This window comes from Zunongwangia sp. SCSIO 43204, assembly GCF_019904275.1.
GTDB classification, from domain to species: domain Bacteria; phylum Bacteroidota; class Bacteroidia; order Flavobacteriales; family Flavobacteriaceae; genus Zunongwangia; species Zunongwangia mangrovi.
This window is the reverse complement of sequence record NZ_CP063204.1, coordinates 183604-200031: the sequence shown is the minus strand read 5'-3', so window position 1 is coordinate 200031 and position 16428 is coordinate 183604. Positions and strand designations below refer to the sequence as shown.

25 protein-coding genes are annotated in these 16428 nt (G+C 36.9%); 24 read left to right on the top strand and 1 reads right to left on the bottom strand.

Features of this window, described 5'->3' with window-relative positions; all coding sequences use genetic code 11:
- Window positions 1-4: 4 nt before the first annotated feature.
- Complete coding sequence (locus tag INR75_RS01040) at window positions 5-3304, bottom strand: SusC/RagA family TonB-linked outer membrane protein (RefSeq protein ID WP_223090409.1); 3300 nt, start codon at window positions 3302-3304, stop codon at window positions 5-7.
- Window positions 3305-4158: 854 nt separating this feature from the next.
- On the opposite strand from INR75_RS01040, the gene rpsL reads away from it, so the two are divergent.
- The 24 genes from rpsL (at window position 4159) to rplO (ending at window position 16418) form a co-directional block, all read left to right on the top strand.
- Complete coding sequence (rpsL, locus tag INR75_RS01035; RefSeq protein ID WP_010230128.1) at window positions 4159-4533, top strand: 30S ribosomal protein S12; 375 nt, start codon at window positions 4159-4161, stop codon at window positions 4531-4533.
- A gap of 25 nt (window positions 4534-4558) precedes the next feature.
- Window positions 4559-5035 (top strand): 30S ribosomal protein S7, encoded by a 477-nt coding sequence (rpsG, locus tag INR75_RS01030; protein ID WP_223090408.1) that lies wholly within the window; start codon window positions 4559-4561, stop codon window positions 5033-5035.
- A gap of 6 nt (window positions 5036-5041) precedes the next feature.
- Complete coding sequence (gene fusA, locus INR75_RS01025; RefSeq protein ID WP_223090407.1) at window positions 5042-7153, top strand: elongation factor G; 2112 nt, start codon at window positions 5042-5044, stop codon at window positions 7151-7153.
- A 10-nt stretch (window positions 7154-7163) separates the two neighbouring features.
- A complete protein-coding gene (gene rpsJ, locus INR75_RS01020; protein WP_092543176.1) occupies window positions 7164-7469 on the top strand; it encodes a 30S ribosomal protein S10 in 306 nt (101 codons plus the stop codon).
- A gap of 138 nt (window positions 7470-7607) precedes the next feature.
- Entirely contained in the window at window positions 7608-8219 is a 612-nt protein-coding gene (rplC, locus tag INR75_RS01015) for a 50S ribosomal protein L3 (RefSeq protein ID WP_092543174.1), read from the top strand.
- On the top strand, window positions 8219-8845 hold the full coding sequence (rplD, locus tag INR75_RS01010; RefSeq protein WP_223090406.1) for a 50S ribosomal protein L4: 627 nt from the start codon (window positions 8219-8221) through the stop codon (window positions 8843-8845). The genes rplC and rplD overlap by 1 nt, the downstream gene beginning before the upstream one ends.
- A gap of 9 nt (window positions 8846-8854) precedes the next feature.
- On the top strand, window positions 8855-9145 hold the full coding sequence (rplW, locus tag INR75_RS01005; protein ID WP_092543309.1) for a 50S ribosomal protein L23: 291 nt from the start codon (window positions 8855-8857) through the stop codon (window positions 9143-9145).
- A gap of 9 nt (window positions 9146-9154) precedes the next feature.
- Window positions 9155-9982, top strand: a complete 828-nt coding sequence (rplB, locus tag INR75_RS01000) for a 50S ribosomal protein L2 (RefSeq protein WP_223090405.1) — start codon at window positions 9155-9157, stop codon at window positions 9980-9982.
- Window positions 9983-9988: 6 nt separating this feature from the next.
- On the top strand, window positions 9989-10267 hold the full coding sequence (gene rpsS, locus INR75_RS00995; protein WP_092543168.1) for a 30S ribosomal protein S19: 279 nt from the start codon (window positions 9989-9991) through the stop codon (window positions 10265-10267).
- 8 nt (window positions 10268-10275) lie between these two features.
- The gene (gene rplV / locus INR75_RS00990; protein ID WP_092543166.1) at window positions 10276-10683 is read left to right on the top strand and encodes a 50S ribosomal protein L22; all 408 of its coding nucleotides are present in this window, start codon (window positions 10276-10278) and stop codon (window positions 10681-10683) included.
- 7 nt (window positions 10684-10690) lie between these two features.
- The gene (gene rpsC, locus INR75_RS00985) at window positions 10691-11407 is read left to right on the top strand and encodes a 30S ribosomal protein S3 (RefSeq protein ID WP_092543164.1); all 717 of its coding nucleotides are present in this window, start codon (window positions 10691-10693) and stop codon (window positions 11405-11407) included.
- A 16-nt stretch (window positions 11408-11423) separates the two neighbouring features.
- Window positions 11424-11843: a 50S ribosomal protein L16 gene (gene rplP / locus INR75_RS00980; protein ID WP_092543162.1), complete on the top strand. Its 420-nt coding sequence runs from the start codon at window positions 11424-11426 to the stop codon at window positions 11841-11843.
- 12 nt (window positions 11844-11855) lie between these two features.
- Window positions 11856-12047, top strand: coding sequence for a 50S ribosomal protein L29 (gene rpmC, locus INR75_RS00975; protein ID WP_084841314.1), 192 nt, complete (start codon window positions 11856-11858; stop codon window positions 12045-12047).
- A gap of 18 nt (window positions 12048-12065) precedes the next feature.
- The gene (rpsQ, locus tag INR75_RS00970; RefSeq protein WP_089373243.1) at window positions 12066-12323 is read left to right on the top strand and encodes a 30S ribosomal protein S17; all 258 of its coding nucleotides are present in this window, start codon (window positions 12066-12068) and stop codon (window positions 12321-12323) included.
- A 2-nt stretch (window positions 12324-12325) separates the two neighbouring features.
- Window positions 12326-12694, top strand: coding sequence for a 50S ribosomal protein L14 (gene rplN / locus INR75_RS00965; protein WP_013073255.1), 369 nt, complete (start codon window positions 12326-12328; stop codon window positions 12692-12694).
- A 12-nt stretch (window positions 12695-12706) separates the two neighbouring features.
- Entirely contained in the window at window positions 12707-13018 is a 312-nt protein-coding gene (gene rplX / locus INR75_RS00960; protein WP_092543160.1) for a 50S ribosomal protein L24, read from the top strand.
- A gap of 2 nt (window positions 13019-13020) precedes the next feature.
- The gene (gene rplE, locus INR75_RS00955; RefSeq protein WP_092543158.1) at window positions 13021-13572 is read left to right on the top strand and encodes a 50S ribosomal protein L5; all 552 of its coding nucleotides are present in this window, start codon (window positions 13021-13023) and stop codon (window positions 13570-13572) included.
- Between the two features lie 3 nt (window positions 13573-13575).
- Window positions 13576-13845, top strand: coding sequence for a 30S ribosomal protein S14 (gene rpsN, locus INR75_RS00950; RefSeq protein WP_013073252.1), 270 nt, complete (start codon window positions 13576-13578; stop codon window positions 13843-13845).
- Between the two features lie 55 nt (window positions 13846-13900).
- Window positions 13901-14299 (top strand): 30S ribosomal protein S8, encoded by a 399-nt coding sequence (rpsH, locus tag INR75_RS00945; protein WP_092543156.1) that lies wholly within the window; start codon window positions 13901-13903, stop codon window positions 14297-14299.
- 18 nt (window positions 14300-14317) lie between these two features.
- On the top strand, window positions 14318-14860 hold the full coding sequence (gene rplF / locus INR75_RS00940; RefSeq protein WP_223090404.1) for a 50S ribosomal protein L6: 543 nt from the start codon (window positions 14318-14320) through the stop codon (window positions 14858-14860).
- A 12-nt stretch (window positions 14861-14872) separates the two neighbouring features.
- On the top strand, window positions 14873-15229 hold the full coding sequence (gene rplR / locus INR75_RS00935) for a 50S ribosomal protein L18 (protein ID WP_092543152.1): 357 nt from the start codon (window positions 14873-14875) through the stop codon (window positions 15227-15229).
- A 6-nt stretch (window positions 15230-15235) separates the two neighbouring features.
- Complete coding sequence (gene rpsE, locus INR75_RS00930) at window positions 15236-15760, top strand: 30S ribosomal protein S5 (protein WP_084841321.1); 525 nt, start codon at window positions 15236-15238, stop codon at window positions 15758-15760.
- Between the two features lie 13 nt (window positions 15761-15773).
- Window positions 15774-15956 (top strand): 50S ribosomal protein L30, encoded by a 183-nt coding sequence (gene rpmD / locus INR75_RS00925; protein WP_223090403.1) that lies wholly within the window; start codon window positions 15774-15776, stop codon window positions 15954-15956.
- 9 nt (window positions 15957-15965) lie between these two features.
- Window positions 15966-16418, top strand: a complete 453-nt coding sequence (rplO, locus tag INR75_RS00920) for a 50S ribosomal protein L15 (RefSeq protein WP_223090402.1) — start codon at window positions 15966-15968, stop codon at window positions 16416-16418.
- Window positions 16419-16428 lie beyond the last annotated feature (10 nt).

Genomic DNA, 16428 nt, shown 5'->3' with positions numbered 1-16428 from the left:
GTAATTAAAATGTTAATTGTACGTTCATACCTATACTTCTCGTACTTGGTAACTGTGCGTTTTCACCATATCTCTGAGATAACTCAGAAGGATCCCATTCGTGCGTGTTATCGCTAGAAACTGCAATAAGCCATAGATTACGACCGATCACGCTAATTGTAGCTGAGTCAAAAACATTGCTAACAACATTTCCAGGAATTCTATAACTTAAGCTTACATCACGTAGTTTAAGGTAGCTAGCATCGTGAACGTATGGTTCTGCAATGTTTCCTGCTTGGAATTGAGAGTGATAGTCGTAAGCCTCAACGTAAGTGTCTACTGGGCTTCCAGATTCATCAACGCCCACAACATGTACACCTCCATTATCTGCTACAGCATTTCTTTGAAGTTCACCTCTATCATTCAAGCCAGCAGTATTTGCAGTAAGTCCAGAGTATTGACCCCACATTTCTGATAGTGAATAAAATTTACCTCCTTTTTGGAAATCTAAGGACGCAACAAGCGAAAAGTTTTTATACTGTAAGGTGTTAACGAGACCTCCAGTGAAATCTGGTAAAACAGATCCAAATGAAACATCATCTTGGTATTCGAACATTCCGTCTTCACCAATAACTCTATTTCCAGCGTCATCGTATACAAAACCTCTACCTCTTAATTGTCCCCAATCTTCACCTACTCTGTGAATAAAGTTAACACCACCAAAAGCAGGAGTACCTGTAGTACCGCTAAAAGGCTCTAAAGTAGTTAAGTCTCCAGGTAAGCTTACTATCTGAGAGTTATTAGTAGCCCAGTTAGCTAAGATATTCCATCTAAAGTTATCTGTTTTGATTACATCGGCATCAATCGCAAGCTCTAATCCTTCTCTTTCTGATTCACCTGCATTCGTTAAGTAAGAGGTGTAACCTGTTCCTGAAGAAATGCTAATTGGTATAATCTCATTTTCTCTGGTTTCATTATAGTAAGTAGCGTTGAATCCTAATCTATTGTTTAAGAATCTCAAATCCATACCTACTTCAAAAGATGTATTCATTGCAGGTTCAATATTCGGATTGATAAGTTGAGCTCTGTCATACTCTAGAACCTGACCGTTGTAAAGATCGTTACCAAGAGGGTATGCTGGGTTTAACGCTAAGGCATCAACATCATCACCTACTTGAGCCCAACCACCTCTTAATTTAGCAAAAGTTAAGATATCGTTTTGATCAAAAAGTTCAGATACTATAAATGAACCTCCAACTGATGGGTATGTGTAACCATTATTGTTAGATGGTAAAGCTGAACTCCAGTCACGACGGATTGAGGCATCTAAGTAGATCATATCCATATAGCCTAGTGAAGCATTAGCATAAATACTATTCACTTGCTTTTCTCTATCAATCACTGAAGCGGTTAGATTTTCTCTAGAGTTAGAAAATGTATAAACGTTAGGAAGAATCAATCCGCCACTTTGATAGTTTCCACTATCCATATTGTTCACAAATCTATAGTAGCTATTTTTTCTAATATTTCCACCAACAAGAGCGCTTATATCGAAGTTATCAAAATCATGCTCATATCTTAAGTGAAGTTGATAGTTGTCCTCGATATCAGAATTTATGTCCTCTCCAAAAGAATTTACGTAAAAATTGTATAATTCTGGAGATCCCTGTGCTGCGGAAGAATATTCAAGTAAATAAGGTACTTCCCAACTTCTTCTGTATTTAGATTCGTTTCTTGAAACTAACCCAGTTACCTCGAAGTCATCTAAGAAAGAATAAGACAAATGAACATCGCCTAACATTGTAGTGGTTTTTCGTTCATCTTTGTATAAATTAACCCAGTCATATGGATTATACCAGAAAGCTGCTTTTTTATAGTTTCCATTTGAAGAAGGATTTCCTTCTGCTGCAGCCCAATAGTCTAGCCCCCAGTTGTTCCAAGATGCTAGGTAGCCTTCAGTAGAGGTCAAGCCTTGTAATTCTTTCATTTTGTTTACATCGATATTTCTACCAAACCAAGAGTTGAATGATCCTGAAGTTTGGCTTCCATACCCGTCATCAAAATCACCTTGTACTTTACCAACAGAATAATTAATGTTAGTTCCAATACTTAAATTATCTGTTAAGTTGAAGTCAAAATTTGCGGTAACAAAGTTTTTATCGAAAGATGATTCTGGGATAATACCTGTTTGCTGCAGGTTCGTGAAGGAAATTCTGGCCGTGTAGTTGTCTCCACCACCGGATACAGATACGATATTTTTAAAAGTGTGACCTGTATCATAAAAATCTTCTACGTTGTTAGGGTGAGCTTCCCAAGTATCTGTTTGACCAAAATAAGGACTATTTTGGTAAGTTGCATACCATGGGATATATGGTTGTCCGTCAAATCGAGGACCCCAGCTTTCATCTGCATATACGTTTCCACTAAAATAACGTTGTCCGTCAAATACAGACATCCAGTCAGGATAAGAATAACCTCCAGCACCAGTTCCGTTGAAATCGAAAGTAGAGAATTCAGCCTCACCATTATAACCTTGGCCGTACTCGTTCTGATAGTTCATGATTCCTGAAACTCCAACCTGATCAAAGGATATAGAGCTAGTTAATTGAATACCTAATTTATCAGACTGACTACCTTTTTTCGTTGTTATTTGAACAACCCCATTTGAAGCTCTTTGTCCATAAAGTGCGGTAGCGTTAGGTCCTTTAAGCACGTTTATCGCCTGGACATTGCTCATGTCAATCGTGTTAGGATCTGTAGTAGGAACTCCGTCTATAATATACAGAGGATCTTCATCTGAAGTCAATGATATTCCACCTCTAATTCTAATACGTCCGGACTCTCCAAGTTTCGATCCTGCTTGGGCATTAATTTGAACACCGGCAACTTTACCTGCTAAGGCAGATTTGATATTCGTGTTCTCAGTGATATTTAATTCTTCTGAGTTCACGGTTTGAGCCGCATAAGCTAAGGTTTTTTCCTCCCTTTGAATACCAAGAGCAGTAACTACTACTTCGTCAAGTTGCGACGAATCTGGTTGCATCGTAATGTTTACACTGGTTGCTCCAGCAATAGTGTAGGTTTGTGTTTCTAAACCTACGAATGAAAATTCCAAAACATCGCCTTCAGAAGCTTGAATGGAATAATTACCGTCGAAATCTGTTTGAGTTCCAGTACTGGTTCCCTGAATTACTACATTTACTCCTGGTAGAGGTAAACCATCTCCATCGGTAACCATACCGGTAATGGTTTGCTCTTGCGCAAAGCTAATATGCGCAATTAACGCCAGAAGCAGCGTTAAGATACTACTTAATTTTACTTTCATTTTGAATTTGTTTGAATTAGCCAGCTTCAAATGTGATAATAAATCGTTAAGAAATCAAATTTATACATATTGTGAATTTATTAATATTTTAAACTAAAACGTTATATATTTATGTAAGGTGTTACTTTTTAGGAAGTTAAGAATTAGTGTTAAATGTTGTTTTTTCTGCGAAATTAACATTTTCGTTTTTCTAGAAATGGTACTTATTTAGTGTGATTTAACGTATACTTTGAAATTTTGAAAAAAAATCTCTATTTGTTGTTTTGTGAGTTATCAAAGAAAGGGGAGTCTTGTAAGTCATTTTACTTTGTCCTATTGTTAGAACAATGAAATTTCGACTTAATGTATTTAAAGAGGGTAAGTTTCGATCGCATTCATCTGAAAATTAAATTTGCGTAAAGTTGAATGTAAGTGCTATACTGAAGAAGCTTAGAGGAAGAACATCAAAAAAGCTTCGACAAGAATTTTCAAAATTGAAGCAACGTTGTTAGGAACCTCACTATGGATAAGTTCTTATGGTGTTTGGAGTATGGGGAATATTACTGATATAATAATCAATGACTATTTAAAACATCATTAATGGGGTTCGGGTAGTAATTCCAATGTGTTGGAATGACAAAGGGGTGTTTTTTAATCTTTTGTATTCGTAAAAAAAATGTTTGTGAATCTGTACTAGTAGTTTAGATTGTTTTGTTTTCTAGATAAGGTATCGATGATATCTGTGAGATAAAATACGTTTATTTTTCTTGTTTTATTTTTATCTCTAACTATTTGAATACTTGAAATTTATTTCTACCTTTGCACACCTTTTTTAAAGAAGGTGGTTTAAATTAATAAATATTGTAAAAGAAATTATGCCAACAATTTCACAATTAGTACGAAAAGGAAGAGCCAAGATAACTAAGAAGAGTAAATCGGCTGCTTTAGATTCGTGCCCTCAAAGAAGGGGTGTGTGTACTCGTGTGTATACAACTACTCCTAAGAAACCTAACTCGGCTATGAGAAAAGTAGCAAGGGTAAGGTTAACCAATGGTAAGGAGGTTAATGCCTACATACCTGGTGAAGGTCACAATCTGCAAGAGCACTCGATAGTATTAGTTAGAGGTGGAAGGGTAAAAGATTTACCAGGTGTGAGGTATCACATTGTTCGTGGTGCTTTAGATACCGCAGGTGTTGAGGGTAGAACTCAGCGTCGATCTAAGTATGGTGCAAAACGCCCGAAGAAGTAATTTATTAAACTTTTAATGTAAAGAAATGAGAAAAAGACAGGCTAAGAAAAGACCACTTTTGCCAGATCCTAAGTTTAATGATCAACTTGTTACGCGTTTTGTGAACATGATGATGTGGGATGGTAAAAAATCTGTTGCCTTTAAAATTTTCTACGATTCTATTGCAATCGTAGAAGAGAAAAAACAGGATGAGGAAAAAACTGCTTTAGAGATCTGGAAAGATGCTTTATCGAATGTGATGCCTCACGTTGAAGTTAGAAGTAGAAGGGTTGGAGGTGCAACTTTCCAAATTCCTATGCAAATTAGACCGGATAGAAAAGTGTCTACTGCGATGAAATGGTTGATTAGTTTTGCTCGTAAGAGAAATGAAAAAACTATGGCCGCTAAACTTGCTGCAGAAATTTTAGCTGCGGCTAAGGAAGAAGGAGCTGCTGTTAAGAAGAGAGTTGATACTCACAAAATGGCAGAAGCAAACAAAGCATTCTCTCACTTTAGATTCTAAAATAAAATGGCACAAAGAGATTTAAAATTTACAAGAAATATAGGTATTGCGGCTCATATTGATGCTGGTAAAACCACAACAACAGAGCGTATCCTTTATTATACAGGTATCAGTCACAAGATTGGAGAAGTTCATGATGGTGCTGCGACTATGGATTGGATGGAGCAGGAGCAGGAGCGTGGTATTACCATTACTTCTGCAGCTACACATTGTACATGGCCTTATAATGGTCATGAGTATACTGTGAATATCATTGATACTCCTGGTCACGTTGATTTTACTGTAGAGGTAGAGCGTTCACTTCGTGTTTTAGACGGTGTTGTTGCTTTATTTTCTGCTGTAGATGGTGTTGAGCCACAATCTGAAACTGTTTGGAGGCAAGCTGATAAGTATCGTGTACCTAGATTAGGATTCGTTAATAAGATGGACCGTCAAGGTTCAGACTTTTTTAACGTTTGTCGTCAGGTTAGAGAAATGTTAGGTGGTAACCCTGTTCCATTACAAGTACCAATTGGGGAAGAGATGGATTTTAAAGGTGTTGTAGATCTTATTTCTAAAAAAGCGATTATCTGGAACGAAGAGGATATGGGTATGACTTACGAGACTATCGATATTCCTGAAGAGCTTCAGGCAGATGTAAATAAGTATAGAGCTGAGCTAGTTGAAGCTGTTGCAGAATATGATGAGGCTTTAATGGAAAAGTTCTTTGAAGATGAAGATTCTATTACAGAGGACGAAATTATTGCTGCATTAAAAGCTGCAACTTGTGATATGTCTATTATACCAATGATGTGTGGTTCTGCGTTTAAAAACAAAGGAGTTCAGGCTATGCTTGATGCGGTAATGAGATATTTGCCTTCTCCTGTAGATGTTGATGCTATCGTTGGAGAGAATCCAGATACTGGTGAAGAGGAAAGTCGTAAGCCTAATGTTGATTCTCCATTTTCAGCTCTAGCATTTAAAATTGCTACAGATCCATTCGTAGGTCGTTTAGCATTCTTTAGAGTTTACTCTGGTACCTTAGATGCTGGTTCTTATGTTTTAAATGTTCGTTCTGGTAAGAAAGAGCGTATTTCGAGAATCTATCAAATGCATTCTAATAAACAAGAGCCTATCGATAAGATCGAGGCCGGAGATATTGGAGCGGCTGTAGGATTTAAAGATATTAAAACTGGTGATACGTTAACTGATGTAGATAAGCCAATTATTCTTGAATCAATGTCTTTCCCAGAGCCAGTAATTGGTATCGCAGTGGAGCCTAAAACAAAGGCTGATGTTGATAAGATGGGTATGGCGCTTGCTAAGTTAGCTGAAGAAGATCCAACATTCCAAGTGAAAACTGATGAAGTTTCAGGTCAAACTGTGATTTCAGGAATGGGTGAGTTGCATATTGAAATTCTTGTTGATCGTTTAAAGCGTGAATTCAAAGTAGAAGTTAACGAAGGTCAGCCTCAGGTAGAGTATAAGGAAACAGTAACAAGAGCTGCAGATCATAGAGAAGTTTATAAGAAACAATCTGGTGGTCGTGGTAAATTTGCTGATATCGTATTTGAAATGGGACCTGTTGATGAAGATTTTGAAGGAAAAGGTCTTCAGTTCGTTGACGAAATTAAAGGTGGACGTATTCCTAAAGAATTTATTCCATCTGTTCAGAAAGGTTTTCAGGAAGCAATGAAGAATGGACCTTTAGCTGGGTTCCAGGTTGATACTTTAAAAGTAGTTCTTAAGGATGGATCTTTCCACCCTGTGGATTCAGATCAACTTTCTTTTGAACTTGCTGCGAAGATGGGATTCAAAGCTGCCGCTAAAAAAGCTGGAGCTGTGATCCTTGAGCCTGTAATGAAGATCGAAGTGGTAACTCCAGAGGAAAATATGGGAGATATCGTAGGAGATCTTAATAGAAGAAGAGGTCAGGTAAATAACATGTCTGACAGATCTGGAGCGAAAATAGTAAAGGCTGATGTTCCATTATCAGAGATGTTTGGATATGTAACAACATTGAGAACACTTTCTTCTGGTAGAGCAACTTCAACTATGGAATTCTCTCACTATGCTGAAACTCCTTCTAATATTTCAGAAGAAGTTATTAAAGCAGCAAAAGGGGCATCAAACGAATAATTTTAGGGTAATGAGTCAAAAAATCAGAATAAAATTAAAATCCTACGATCATAATTTAGTAGATAAATCTGCTGAGAAGATTGTAAAAACGGTTAAAACAACTGGGGCGGTTGTAACTGGTCCAATTCCACTTCCAACACATAAAAAGGTGTTTACTGTTTTAAGATCTCCTCACGTGAACAAGAAGTCTAGAGAGCAATTTGAACTTAGTTCTTACAAAAGGTTACTAGATATCTACAGTTCTTCTTCTAAGACTATTGATGCTTTAATGAAATTAGAGCTTCCTAGTGGTGTAGAAGTTGAGATTAAAGTGTGATCGAATAAAAAACCTATTTGATTTTAGGAATAGGTAAAATGTCCTAAGCGTTTCGCGAAGGAAAAACGGGAAAGATACATTCAGGACAGAAGTATTTTTCTGTCCTGTTTTTTTAATAAATAATAATAATTAATAATTATGTCTGGGTTAATAGGAAAAAAAATAGGCATGACTAGTATTTTCGACGAGAATGGGAAAAATATCCCATGTACCGTTATACAAGCTGGTCCATGTGTAATTACCCAAGTCAGAACCAATGAGGTTGACGGGTACGAAGCGCTTCAACTTGGTTTCGATGACAAAAAGACTGCAAATAAAGCTGCTACTGGGCATGCTAAAAAAGCGGGTGTTGCTGCGCAACAAAAAGTCGTTGAATTCCAAGGATTTGAAGGAGATTATAAATTAGGTGATACCATTAATGTAGAGCATTTTAAAGAAGGTGAGTTTGTTGATGTTTCTGGTGTTTCAAAAGGTAAAGGTTTCCAGGGGGTTGTAAAAAGACACGGCTTTGGTGGTGTAGGGCAATCTACTCACGGTCAGCATAACCGTTTAAGAGCTCCTGGTTCTATTGGTGCCGCTTCTTATCCAGCACGCGTATTTAAAGGTATGCGTATGGCCGGAAGAATGGGTGGTGAAAAAGTAAAAGTTGAAAACCTTAGAGTTTTAAAAGTAGTTACTGAGAAAAATCTTTTAGTTGTTAAAGGATGTGTTCCGGGACACAAGAACTCTTACGTAATCATTAGAAAGTAATGGAAGTAGCAGTTTTAGATATAAAAGGAAAAGAAACAGGTAGAAAGGTAGACCTTTCTGAATCTGTTTTTGGAATAGAGCCTAATGATCACGCTGTATATCTTGATGTTAAGCAATATCTTGCTAATCAAAGACAGGGTACTCATAAGGCAAAGGAGCGTGCAGAAATCACTGGTTCTACTCGTAAGCTTAAAAAGCAAAAGGGAACTGGTACTGCCAGAGCAGGTAGTATTAAGTCACCTGTTTTTAGAGGTGGTGGTAGAATTTTTGGTCCTCGCCCAAGAAATTATGGTTTCAAATTAAATAAAAATTTGAAGCGTTTAGCGAGAAAATCTGCTTTATCGATCAAAGCAAATGATAAAGCGATCACTATCGTAGAAGATTTTTCTTTCGATACTCCAAAGACTAAAAGCTTCATCGAAGTTTTGAAAGCCATTGGTATTCAGGAGAAAAAATCTCTTATAGTGTTGGGTGAGTCAAATAAAAACGTATATTTGTCGTCACGTAATTTAAAAGGCTCTGAAGTTGTAAGTGTTTCAGAATTAAGTACTTACAAAATATTAAATGCAAATAGTATTGTGTTTATGGAAGGGTCTCTAGAAGGATTAGAGTCGAATTTAAGTTAAATGAGCGTTATGAGTATCTTAATAAAACCAATTATTACAGAAAAAGCTACCGCAGAGAGCGAACTTAACAATTGTTTCTCTTTTGAGGTAAGTAATAAGGCGAATAAGATTGAAATCAAAGATGCAGTAGAATCTGCTTACGGCGTTTCAGTAACTTCTGTTCGTACTATTAACGTCCGCCCAGATCGTAAAACCAGATATACAAAGTCTGGTATGATCACTGGTAAAACTAAAGCTTATAAAAAGGCTATGGTACAGGTGGCGGAAGGTGAAACTATTGATTTATACAGTAATCTTTAAGATTAAAAAATGTCAGTAAGAAAATTAAAGCCAATTACTCCTGGGCAGCGTTTTAGAGTAGTTAATGGGTTTGACGCCATTACTACTGATAAGCCGGAGAAGTCTTTACTTGCTCCGTTAAAAAAGTCAGGCGGTAGAAACAGTCAAGGAAAAATGACCATGCGCTACAAAGGTGGTGGTCATAAAAGACGTTACAGAATAGTAGATTTTAAACGCGATAAACATGGCGTTCCTGCAACTGTAGCAACAATTGAATATGATCCGAACAGAACGGCCTTTATAGCTTTATTGAATTATCAAGATGGTGAAAAAAGGTATGTTATTGCTCAAAATGGACTTCAGGTAGGTCAAAATATTGTTTCTTCTAATGAAGCAGTAGCCCCTGAAATCGGGAATGCAATGCCTTTAGCAAATATTCCTTTAGGAACAATTGTTTCTTGTATCGAGTTGAGAGCTGGTCAAGGTGCTGTGATGGCACGTAGTGCTGGTGCATTTGCTCAATTGCTAGCTAGAGAGGGAAAGTATGCAACTATTAAGTTGCCTTCTGGAGAAATTAGAAGGGTGCTTTCTGTGTGTTTAGCTACAATTGGTGCAGTATCTAACAGTGATCATCAATTACAAATTTCTGGTAAAGCTGGTAGAAGACGCTGGCTAGGTATCAGACCAAGAACAAGACCAGTAGCGATGAACCCAATCGATCACCCAATGGGTGGTGGTGAAGGTAGAGCTTCAGGAGGTCATCCTCGTTCTAGAAAAGGTTTACCTGCAAAAGGTTTTAAAACCCGTACAAGAACAAAGGCGAGTAATAAATATATTGTAGAACGTAGAAAGAAATAATAGAGTATGGCACGTTCATTAAAAAAAGGACCTTTCGTTCACTATAAATTAGAGAAAAAAGTAGCTGATAATGTAGAGTCTGGGAAAAAAGCCGTGATCAAAACTTGGTCTAGAGCTTCTATGATAACACCAGATTTCGTTGGGCAAACTATAGCCGTTCATAATGGAAAGCAATTTGTTCCAGTTTATGTTACTGAGAATATGGTAGGTCATAAGTTAGGAGAATTTTCACCAACACGTTCTTTTAGAGGTCATGCTGGTGCTAAAAATAAAGGAAGAAAATAATTGAAGCTATGGGAGTTCGTAAAAAAGAAAGAGCAGAGCAAATAAAAGAAGCTAAGAAGCAGACGGCTTTTGCTAAGTTGAATAACTGCCCTACTTCACCAAGAAAAATGCGTTTAGTTGCGGATTTAGTAAGAGGTGAAAAAGTAGAAAAAGCGCTTCATATATTAAAATTCAGTCAAAAAGAGGCTGCAGGTCGTTTAGAGAAACTATTATTGTCAGCTATAGCTAATTGGCAGTCTAAAAACGAAGATGCTAGTCTTGAGGATGCTGAATTGTTCGTGAAAGAGATTCGTGTAGATGGAGGGAGTATGTTAAAAAGACTTCGTCCTGCTCCACAGGGTCGTGCACACAGAATTAGAAAAAGATCCAATCACGTTACATTAGTGCTTGGCGAAAACAATAATACACAAAGCTAAGAAGAGTATGGGACAGAAAACAAATCCAATCGGTAATCGCCTTGGTATCATTAGAGGATGGGAGTCCAACTGGTACGGAGGAAATGACTACGGTGATAAATTAGCCGAAGACGATAAGATTAGAAAGTACATCCATGCTCGCCTCTCTAAAGCGAGTGTATCCAGGGTAATAATTGAGCGTACCCTTAAGCTTGTGACCGTTACTATCACTACTGCTAGACCTGGTATTATTATCGGTAAAGGTGGACAAGAGGTAGACAAGCTTAAAGAAGAGCTTAAGAAGATCACTGACAAAGAAGTTCAAATTAACATCTTCGAAATTAAAAGGCCAGAACTTGATGCTCACCTTGTGGGTGCTAGTGTAGCAAGACAGATTGAGAATAGAATTTCTTATCGTCGTGCTATCAAAATGGCTATTGCGGCTGCAATGAGAATGAATGCTGAAGGAATCAAAATTGAAATCTCAGGTCGTTTAAACGGAGCTGAGATGGCACGTTCTGAGGCATATAAAGATGGAAGAATTCCTTTGTCTACTTTTAGGGCCGATATTGATTATGCTTTAGTTGAAGCTCACACTACTTATGGTAGATTAGGGGTTAAAGTATGGATCATGAAAGGTGAAGTTTACGGAAAAAGAGAATTATCTCCGCTTGTTGGTTTAGCTAAGAAGCAGGGTGGTAAAAATTCCGGACGAGGTGGTAATAAATCACGTCGTAGAAAGTAATTTAAAGTAAAGAAAAATGTTACAACCTAAAAGAACGAAATATCGTAAGCAACAGAAGGGGCGTATGAAGGGTGTTGCTCAGAGAGGGCACCGTCTTTCAAATGGAACTTTTGGTATCAAGTCTCTTGATTCTAGTTTCATTACAGCTCGTCAAATTGAAGCTGCTCGTATTGCTGCTACCCGTTATATGAAAAGGGAAGGTTCATTGTGGATTAAAATATTTCCAGATAAACCTATCACTAAAAAACCTCTTGAGGTTCGTATGGGTAAAGGAAAAGGAGCTGTGGAATATTGGGCTGCTGTTGTAAAACCAGGAAGAATTATGTTCGAAATTGGTGGTGTGCCTATGGCAACTGCTAAAGAGGCTTTACGTCTTGCTGCACAAAAGCTTCCTGTTAGAACTAAATTTATCGTAGCTAGAGATTATCAAGAATAATTTTTTTGAATTATGAAACAATCAGAAGTAAAAGAATTGTCTGTCGCAGAATTGCAGGAAGAGCTTGGTAAATCTCGTAAAGCATATGCAGATTTAAAAATGGCTCATGCTGTTTCGCCATTAGAGAACCCAATACAGTTAAGATCTGTAAGGAGAAGTATAGCGAGATTAGCTACCGAGTTAACTAAAAGAGAACAACAATAAGTGTTATTCTGCTGAAAGATGGAAAAAAGAAATTTAAGAAAAGAGCGAATAGGTGTAGTTACTAGTAACAAAATGCAGAAATCTATAGTGGTTTCTGAAGTTAAAAAAGTAAAACACCCTATGTACGGAAAGTTCGTATTAAAGACTAAGAAGTATGTAGCTCACGACGAAACAAACGACTGCAACGAAGGAGATACTGTTAGGATTATGGAAACTCGTCCTATGAGTAAATCTAAATGTTGGAGATTAGTAGAAATAATTGAAAGAGCGAAGTAATTATGGTACAACAAGAGTCTAGACTAAAAGTAGCAGATAATACTGGGGCTAAAGAAGTTTTAGCGATTAGAGTATTAGGAGGTACAAAGAAAAGATACGCTTCTGTTGGAGACAAAATTGTTGTCAGTGTAAAAGAAGCTACACCAAATGGTAACATTAAGAAAGGTGCAGTTTCTACGGCAGTTGTTGTTCGTACCAAGAAAGAAGTACGCAGACCAGACGGATCTTACATTAGATTTGATGATAATGCGTGTGTACTATTAAACCCAGCTGGAGAGATGCGTGGAACGCGTGTTTTTGGTCCTGTGGCGAGAGAACTTCGTGATAAGCAATTCATGAAAATTGTATCATTAGCACCTGAAGTGCTTTAATACATTAAAAAAATGACAAAGCTTAAAATAAAATCAGGAGATACAGTTCTAGTTATCGCAGGTGACCATAAAGGTCAGCAAGGTAAAGTGCAAAAAGTATTTCCAGACAAGAATAAAGCTATAGTGGAAGGAATCAATACGATTTCTAAACATGAGAAGCCTAGCGCTTCTAACCCACAAGGCGGAATTACAAAGAAGGAAGCACCAATTAACATTTCTAACCTTTCTTTAGTGACCAAGGATGGTAAAGCTACCAGAGTTGGTTACAAAGAAGAAGACGGAAAGAAGGTGAGATTTTCTAAAAAATCAAATGAAGTATTATAGTTATGGCATACGTACCAAGACTTAGAAAAGAGTATGATGATAAAATAAAATCATCTCTTACAGAAGAATATAGTTACAGTAATGTAATGGAAGTGCCAAAGCTTAAGAAAATCGTTATAAGCCGAGGTGTAGGAGGTGCTGTTGCAGACAAAAAACTTATTGATCATGCAGTAGATGAATTAACTGCAATTACTGGTCAAAAAGCTGTTGCAACTATCTCTAAAAAGGATGTTGCTACATTTAAATTACGTAAAGGAATGCCAATTGGTGCGAAAGTTACTTTACGTGGTTATAGAATGTACGAATTCTTAGATCGTTTGATTACATCTGCACTACCTCGTGTACGTGATTTTGATGGAATTAAAGCTAATGGTTTTGATGGTAGAGGGAATTATAACTTAGGTATTACTGAGCAAATTATTTTCCCAGAGATCGATATCGATGCTGTGAACAGAATTGCAGGTATGGATATTACTTTCGTTACTACTGCTGAAACCGATAAGGAAGCTAAATCCTTATTAACTGAACTAGGTTTACCTTTTAAAAAGAATTAAGACATGGCTAAAGAATCAATGAAAGCCCGTGAGGTTAAGAGACAAAAATTGGTAGATAAATATGCTGAGAAGAGAAAAGCTTTAAAAGAAGCTGGAGACTATGAAGCGTTACAAAAATTACCAAAGAACTCTTCTCCGGTACGTTTGCATAATCGTTGTAAGCTAACTGGTAGGCCAAAAGGATATATGAGGCAATTTGGTGTTTCTCGTGTAATGTTTAGAGAAATGGCTAATAACGGTCTTATCCCTGGGGTTAAAAAGGCTAGTTGGTAAATTATAAATTGATTATAGGTTCCTTAAGGAAAACCATAATCGCAAATTAATATAAATGAATACAGATCCAATTGCAGATTTTTTAACGCGTATTAGAAACGCAGTAGCAGCAAATCATAGAGTTGTTGAAATTCCTGCTTCTAATGTTAAAAAAGAGATTACAAAAATTTTATTCGATCAAGGATATATCCTTAGTTACAAGTTCGAGGATACCACCGCACAGGGTGTTATTAAGATAGCTCTTAAGTATGATAAAGATACCAAAGACTCTGTAATCAAAGATATCCAGAGAATAAGTAAACCTGGTTTACGTAAATATGCCGGTGCTGGAGAATTGCCACGTATATTAAATGGTTTAGGTATTGCTATCATAAGTACTTCTCATGGAGTAATGACGGATAAGCAAGCTAGAGCAGAGAATGTTGGTGGTGAAGTATTGTGTTACGTTTACTAATTCTTAAAATAAGAAAACATGTCAAGAATAGGTAAAAGCCCAATTACAATTCCAGAAGGTGTTAATGTAGACTTTAAAGATGGTTTTGTAACGGTAAAAGGAAAATTAGGAGAGCTTAAGCAAGAGGTTAACGATATCAATGTTAGTGTTGAGGATAATGTAATTTCTTTTGAGCGTTCTTCTGAAAAAAGTGATCAAAAAGCTAAGCATGGTCTTTATCGTGCGTTAGTAAATAATATGATCGAAGGTGTTACTAATGGATTTACTAAAGAATTAGAGTTAGTAGGTGTAGGTTACAGAGCTTCGAATCAAGGACAAAAATTAGATTTAGCTGTTGGGTATTCCCATAATATTGTTTTAGATTTAGCTCCAGAAGTTAAGGTTGAAACAATTTCTGAAAAAGGAAAAAACCCAGTTGTTAAGCTTACTTCTCATGACAAACAGCTTTTAGGACAGGTTGCTGCAAAGATTCGTTCTTTCAGAGTACCAGAACCTTATAAAGGAAAAGGTATTAAGTTTAAAGGAGAAATAATTAGAAGAAAAGCAGGTAAATCAGCTTAATAAAGTGTAGTTATGGCATTTTCAAAAGAAAAAAGAAGATTAAAGATAAGAAAGCGTATTCGAAAGAATATTAGCGGAACTGAAAGCCGTCCAAGATTGTCTGTATATAGAAGTAATAAAGAAATTTATGCTCAAATCATAGACGATGTAGCTGGAAAGACCTTAGCTGCGGCTTCTTCTAGAGATAAAGAACTGAACGATGCTTCAGGTACCAAAAGTGAAATCGCTGAATTAGTTGGAAAAAATTTAGCAGATAGAGCAAAAAAGGCCGGAGTAGAAGTAGTTTCTTTCGATAGAGGAGGTTACTTGTACCACGGTAGAGTTAAATCATTAGCAGACGGTGCTCGTGAAGGAGGACTAAAATTCTAAGAAGATATGTATCAAGATTATAAAAACGTAGAACATGTAAAACCAGGAGGTCTTGAACTTAAAGACCGTTTGGTAGGAGTGCAACGTGTTACTAAGGTTACTAAAGGTGGTAGAGCATTTGGTTTTTCTGCTATAGTAGTTGTAGGTGACGAAAATGGTGTTGTAGGACATGGTTTAGGTAAATCTAAAGAGGTTGCCGATGCTATTTCTAAAGCCGTAGAAGATGCGAAAAAGAATTTAGTACGTATTCCTTTACATAAAGGTACATTGCCACACGAGCAAAAAGGTAAATATGGTGGAGCGAGAGTTTTACTTTTACCTGCGGCTACTGGTACCGGGATTATTGCCGGTGGAGCTATTCGTGCGGTTTTGGAATCTGTTGGAGTTCATGACGTACTGTCTAAGAACCAAGGTTCTTCTAACCCTCATAATGTTGTGAAAGCTACTTTTGATGCTTTACTTCAATTAAGAAGTGCAGAAACAGTTGCTAAACAAAGAGGAATTACGTTAGAGAAACTTTTCAAAGGATAAAATCAAGGATAAGATGGCAAAGATTAAGGTTACTAAAGTAAAAAGTGCTATTAATAGAACTCAGAATCAGAAAAGAGTTTTAGAAGCACTAGGTCTTAGAAAGATGGGACATACTGTAGAGCATGAGGATACCCCTAACATCGTTGGTATGATAAATAAAGTTAAACACTTAGTTTCTGTAGAGGAAACAAAATAATAGGTTTACATGGATTTAAGTAACTTAAAACCTGCAAAAGGTTCAGTTAAAAGTAACAATAAGCGTGTTGGCCGTGGAGAAGGATCCGGTAAAGGTGGGACTGCAACTCGTGGTCACAAAGGGGCTAAATCACGTTCTGGTTACTCTAAGAAGATAGGTTTTGAAGGAGGGCAGATGCCGCTTCAACGCCGTGTACCAAAATTTGGTTTTAATAACAGAAACCGTAAAGAATATCAAGGTATTAATTTAGATACTTTACAAACATTAGTTGATAATGGCAAAGTAAAGGATACGGTAGATCTAAGTGTGCTTGTAGAAAACGGTTTGGCTGGAAAAAACGAACTAGTTAAGATTTTAGGTAGAGGTGAATTAAAGGCTAAATTAAAAGTATCTGTTCATAAATTTACGGACTCAGCCAAAGAAGCTATTGAAGCTGCTGGAGGTGAAGTTGTTACTTTATAATGGATAGCCA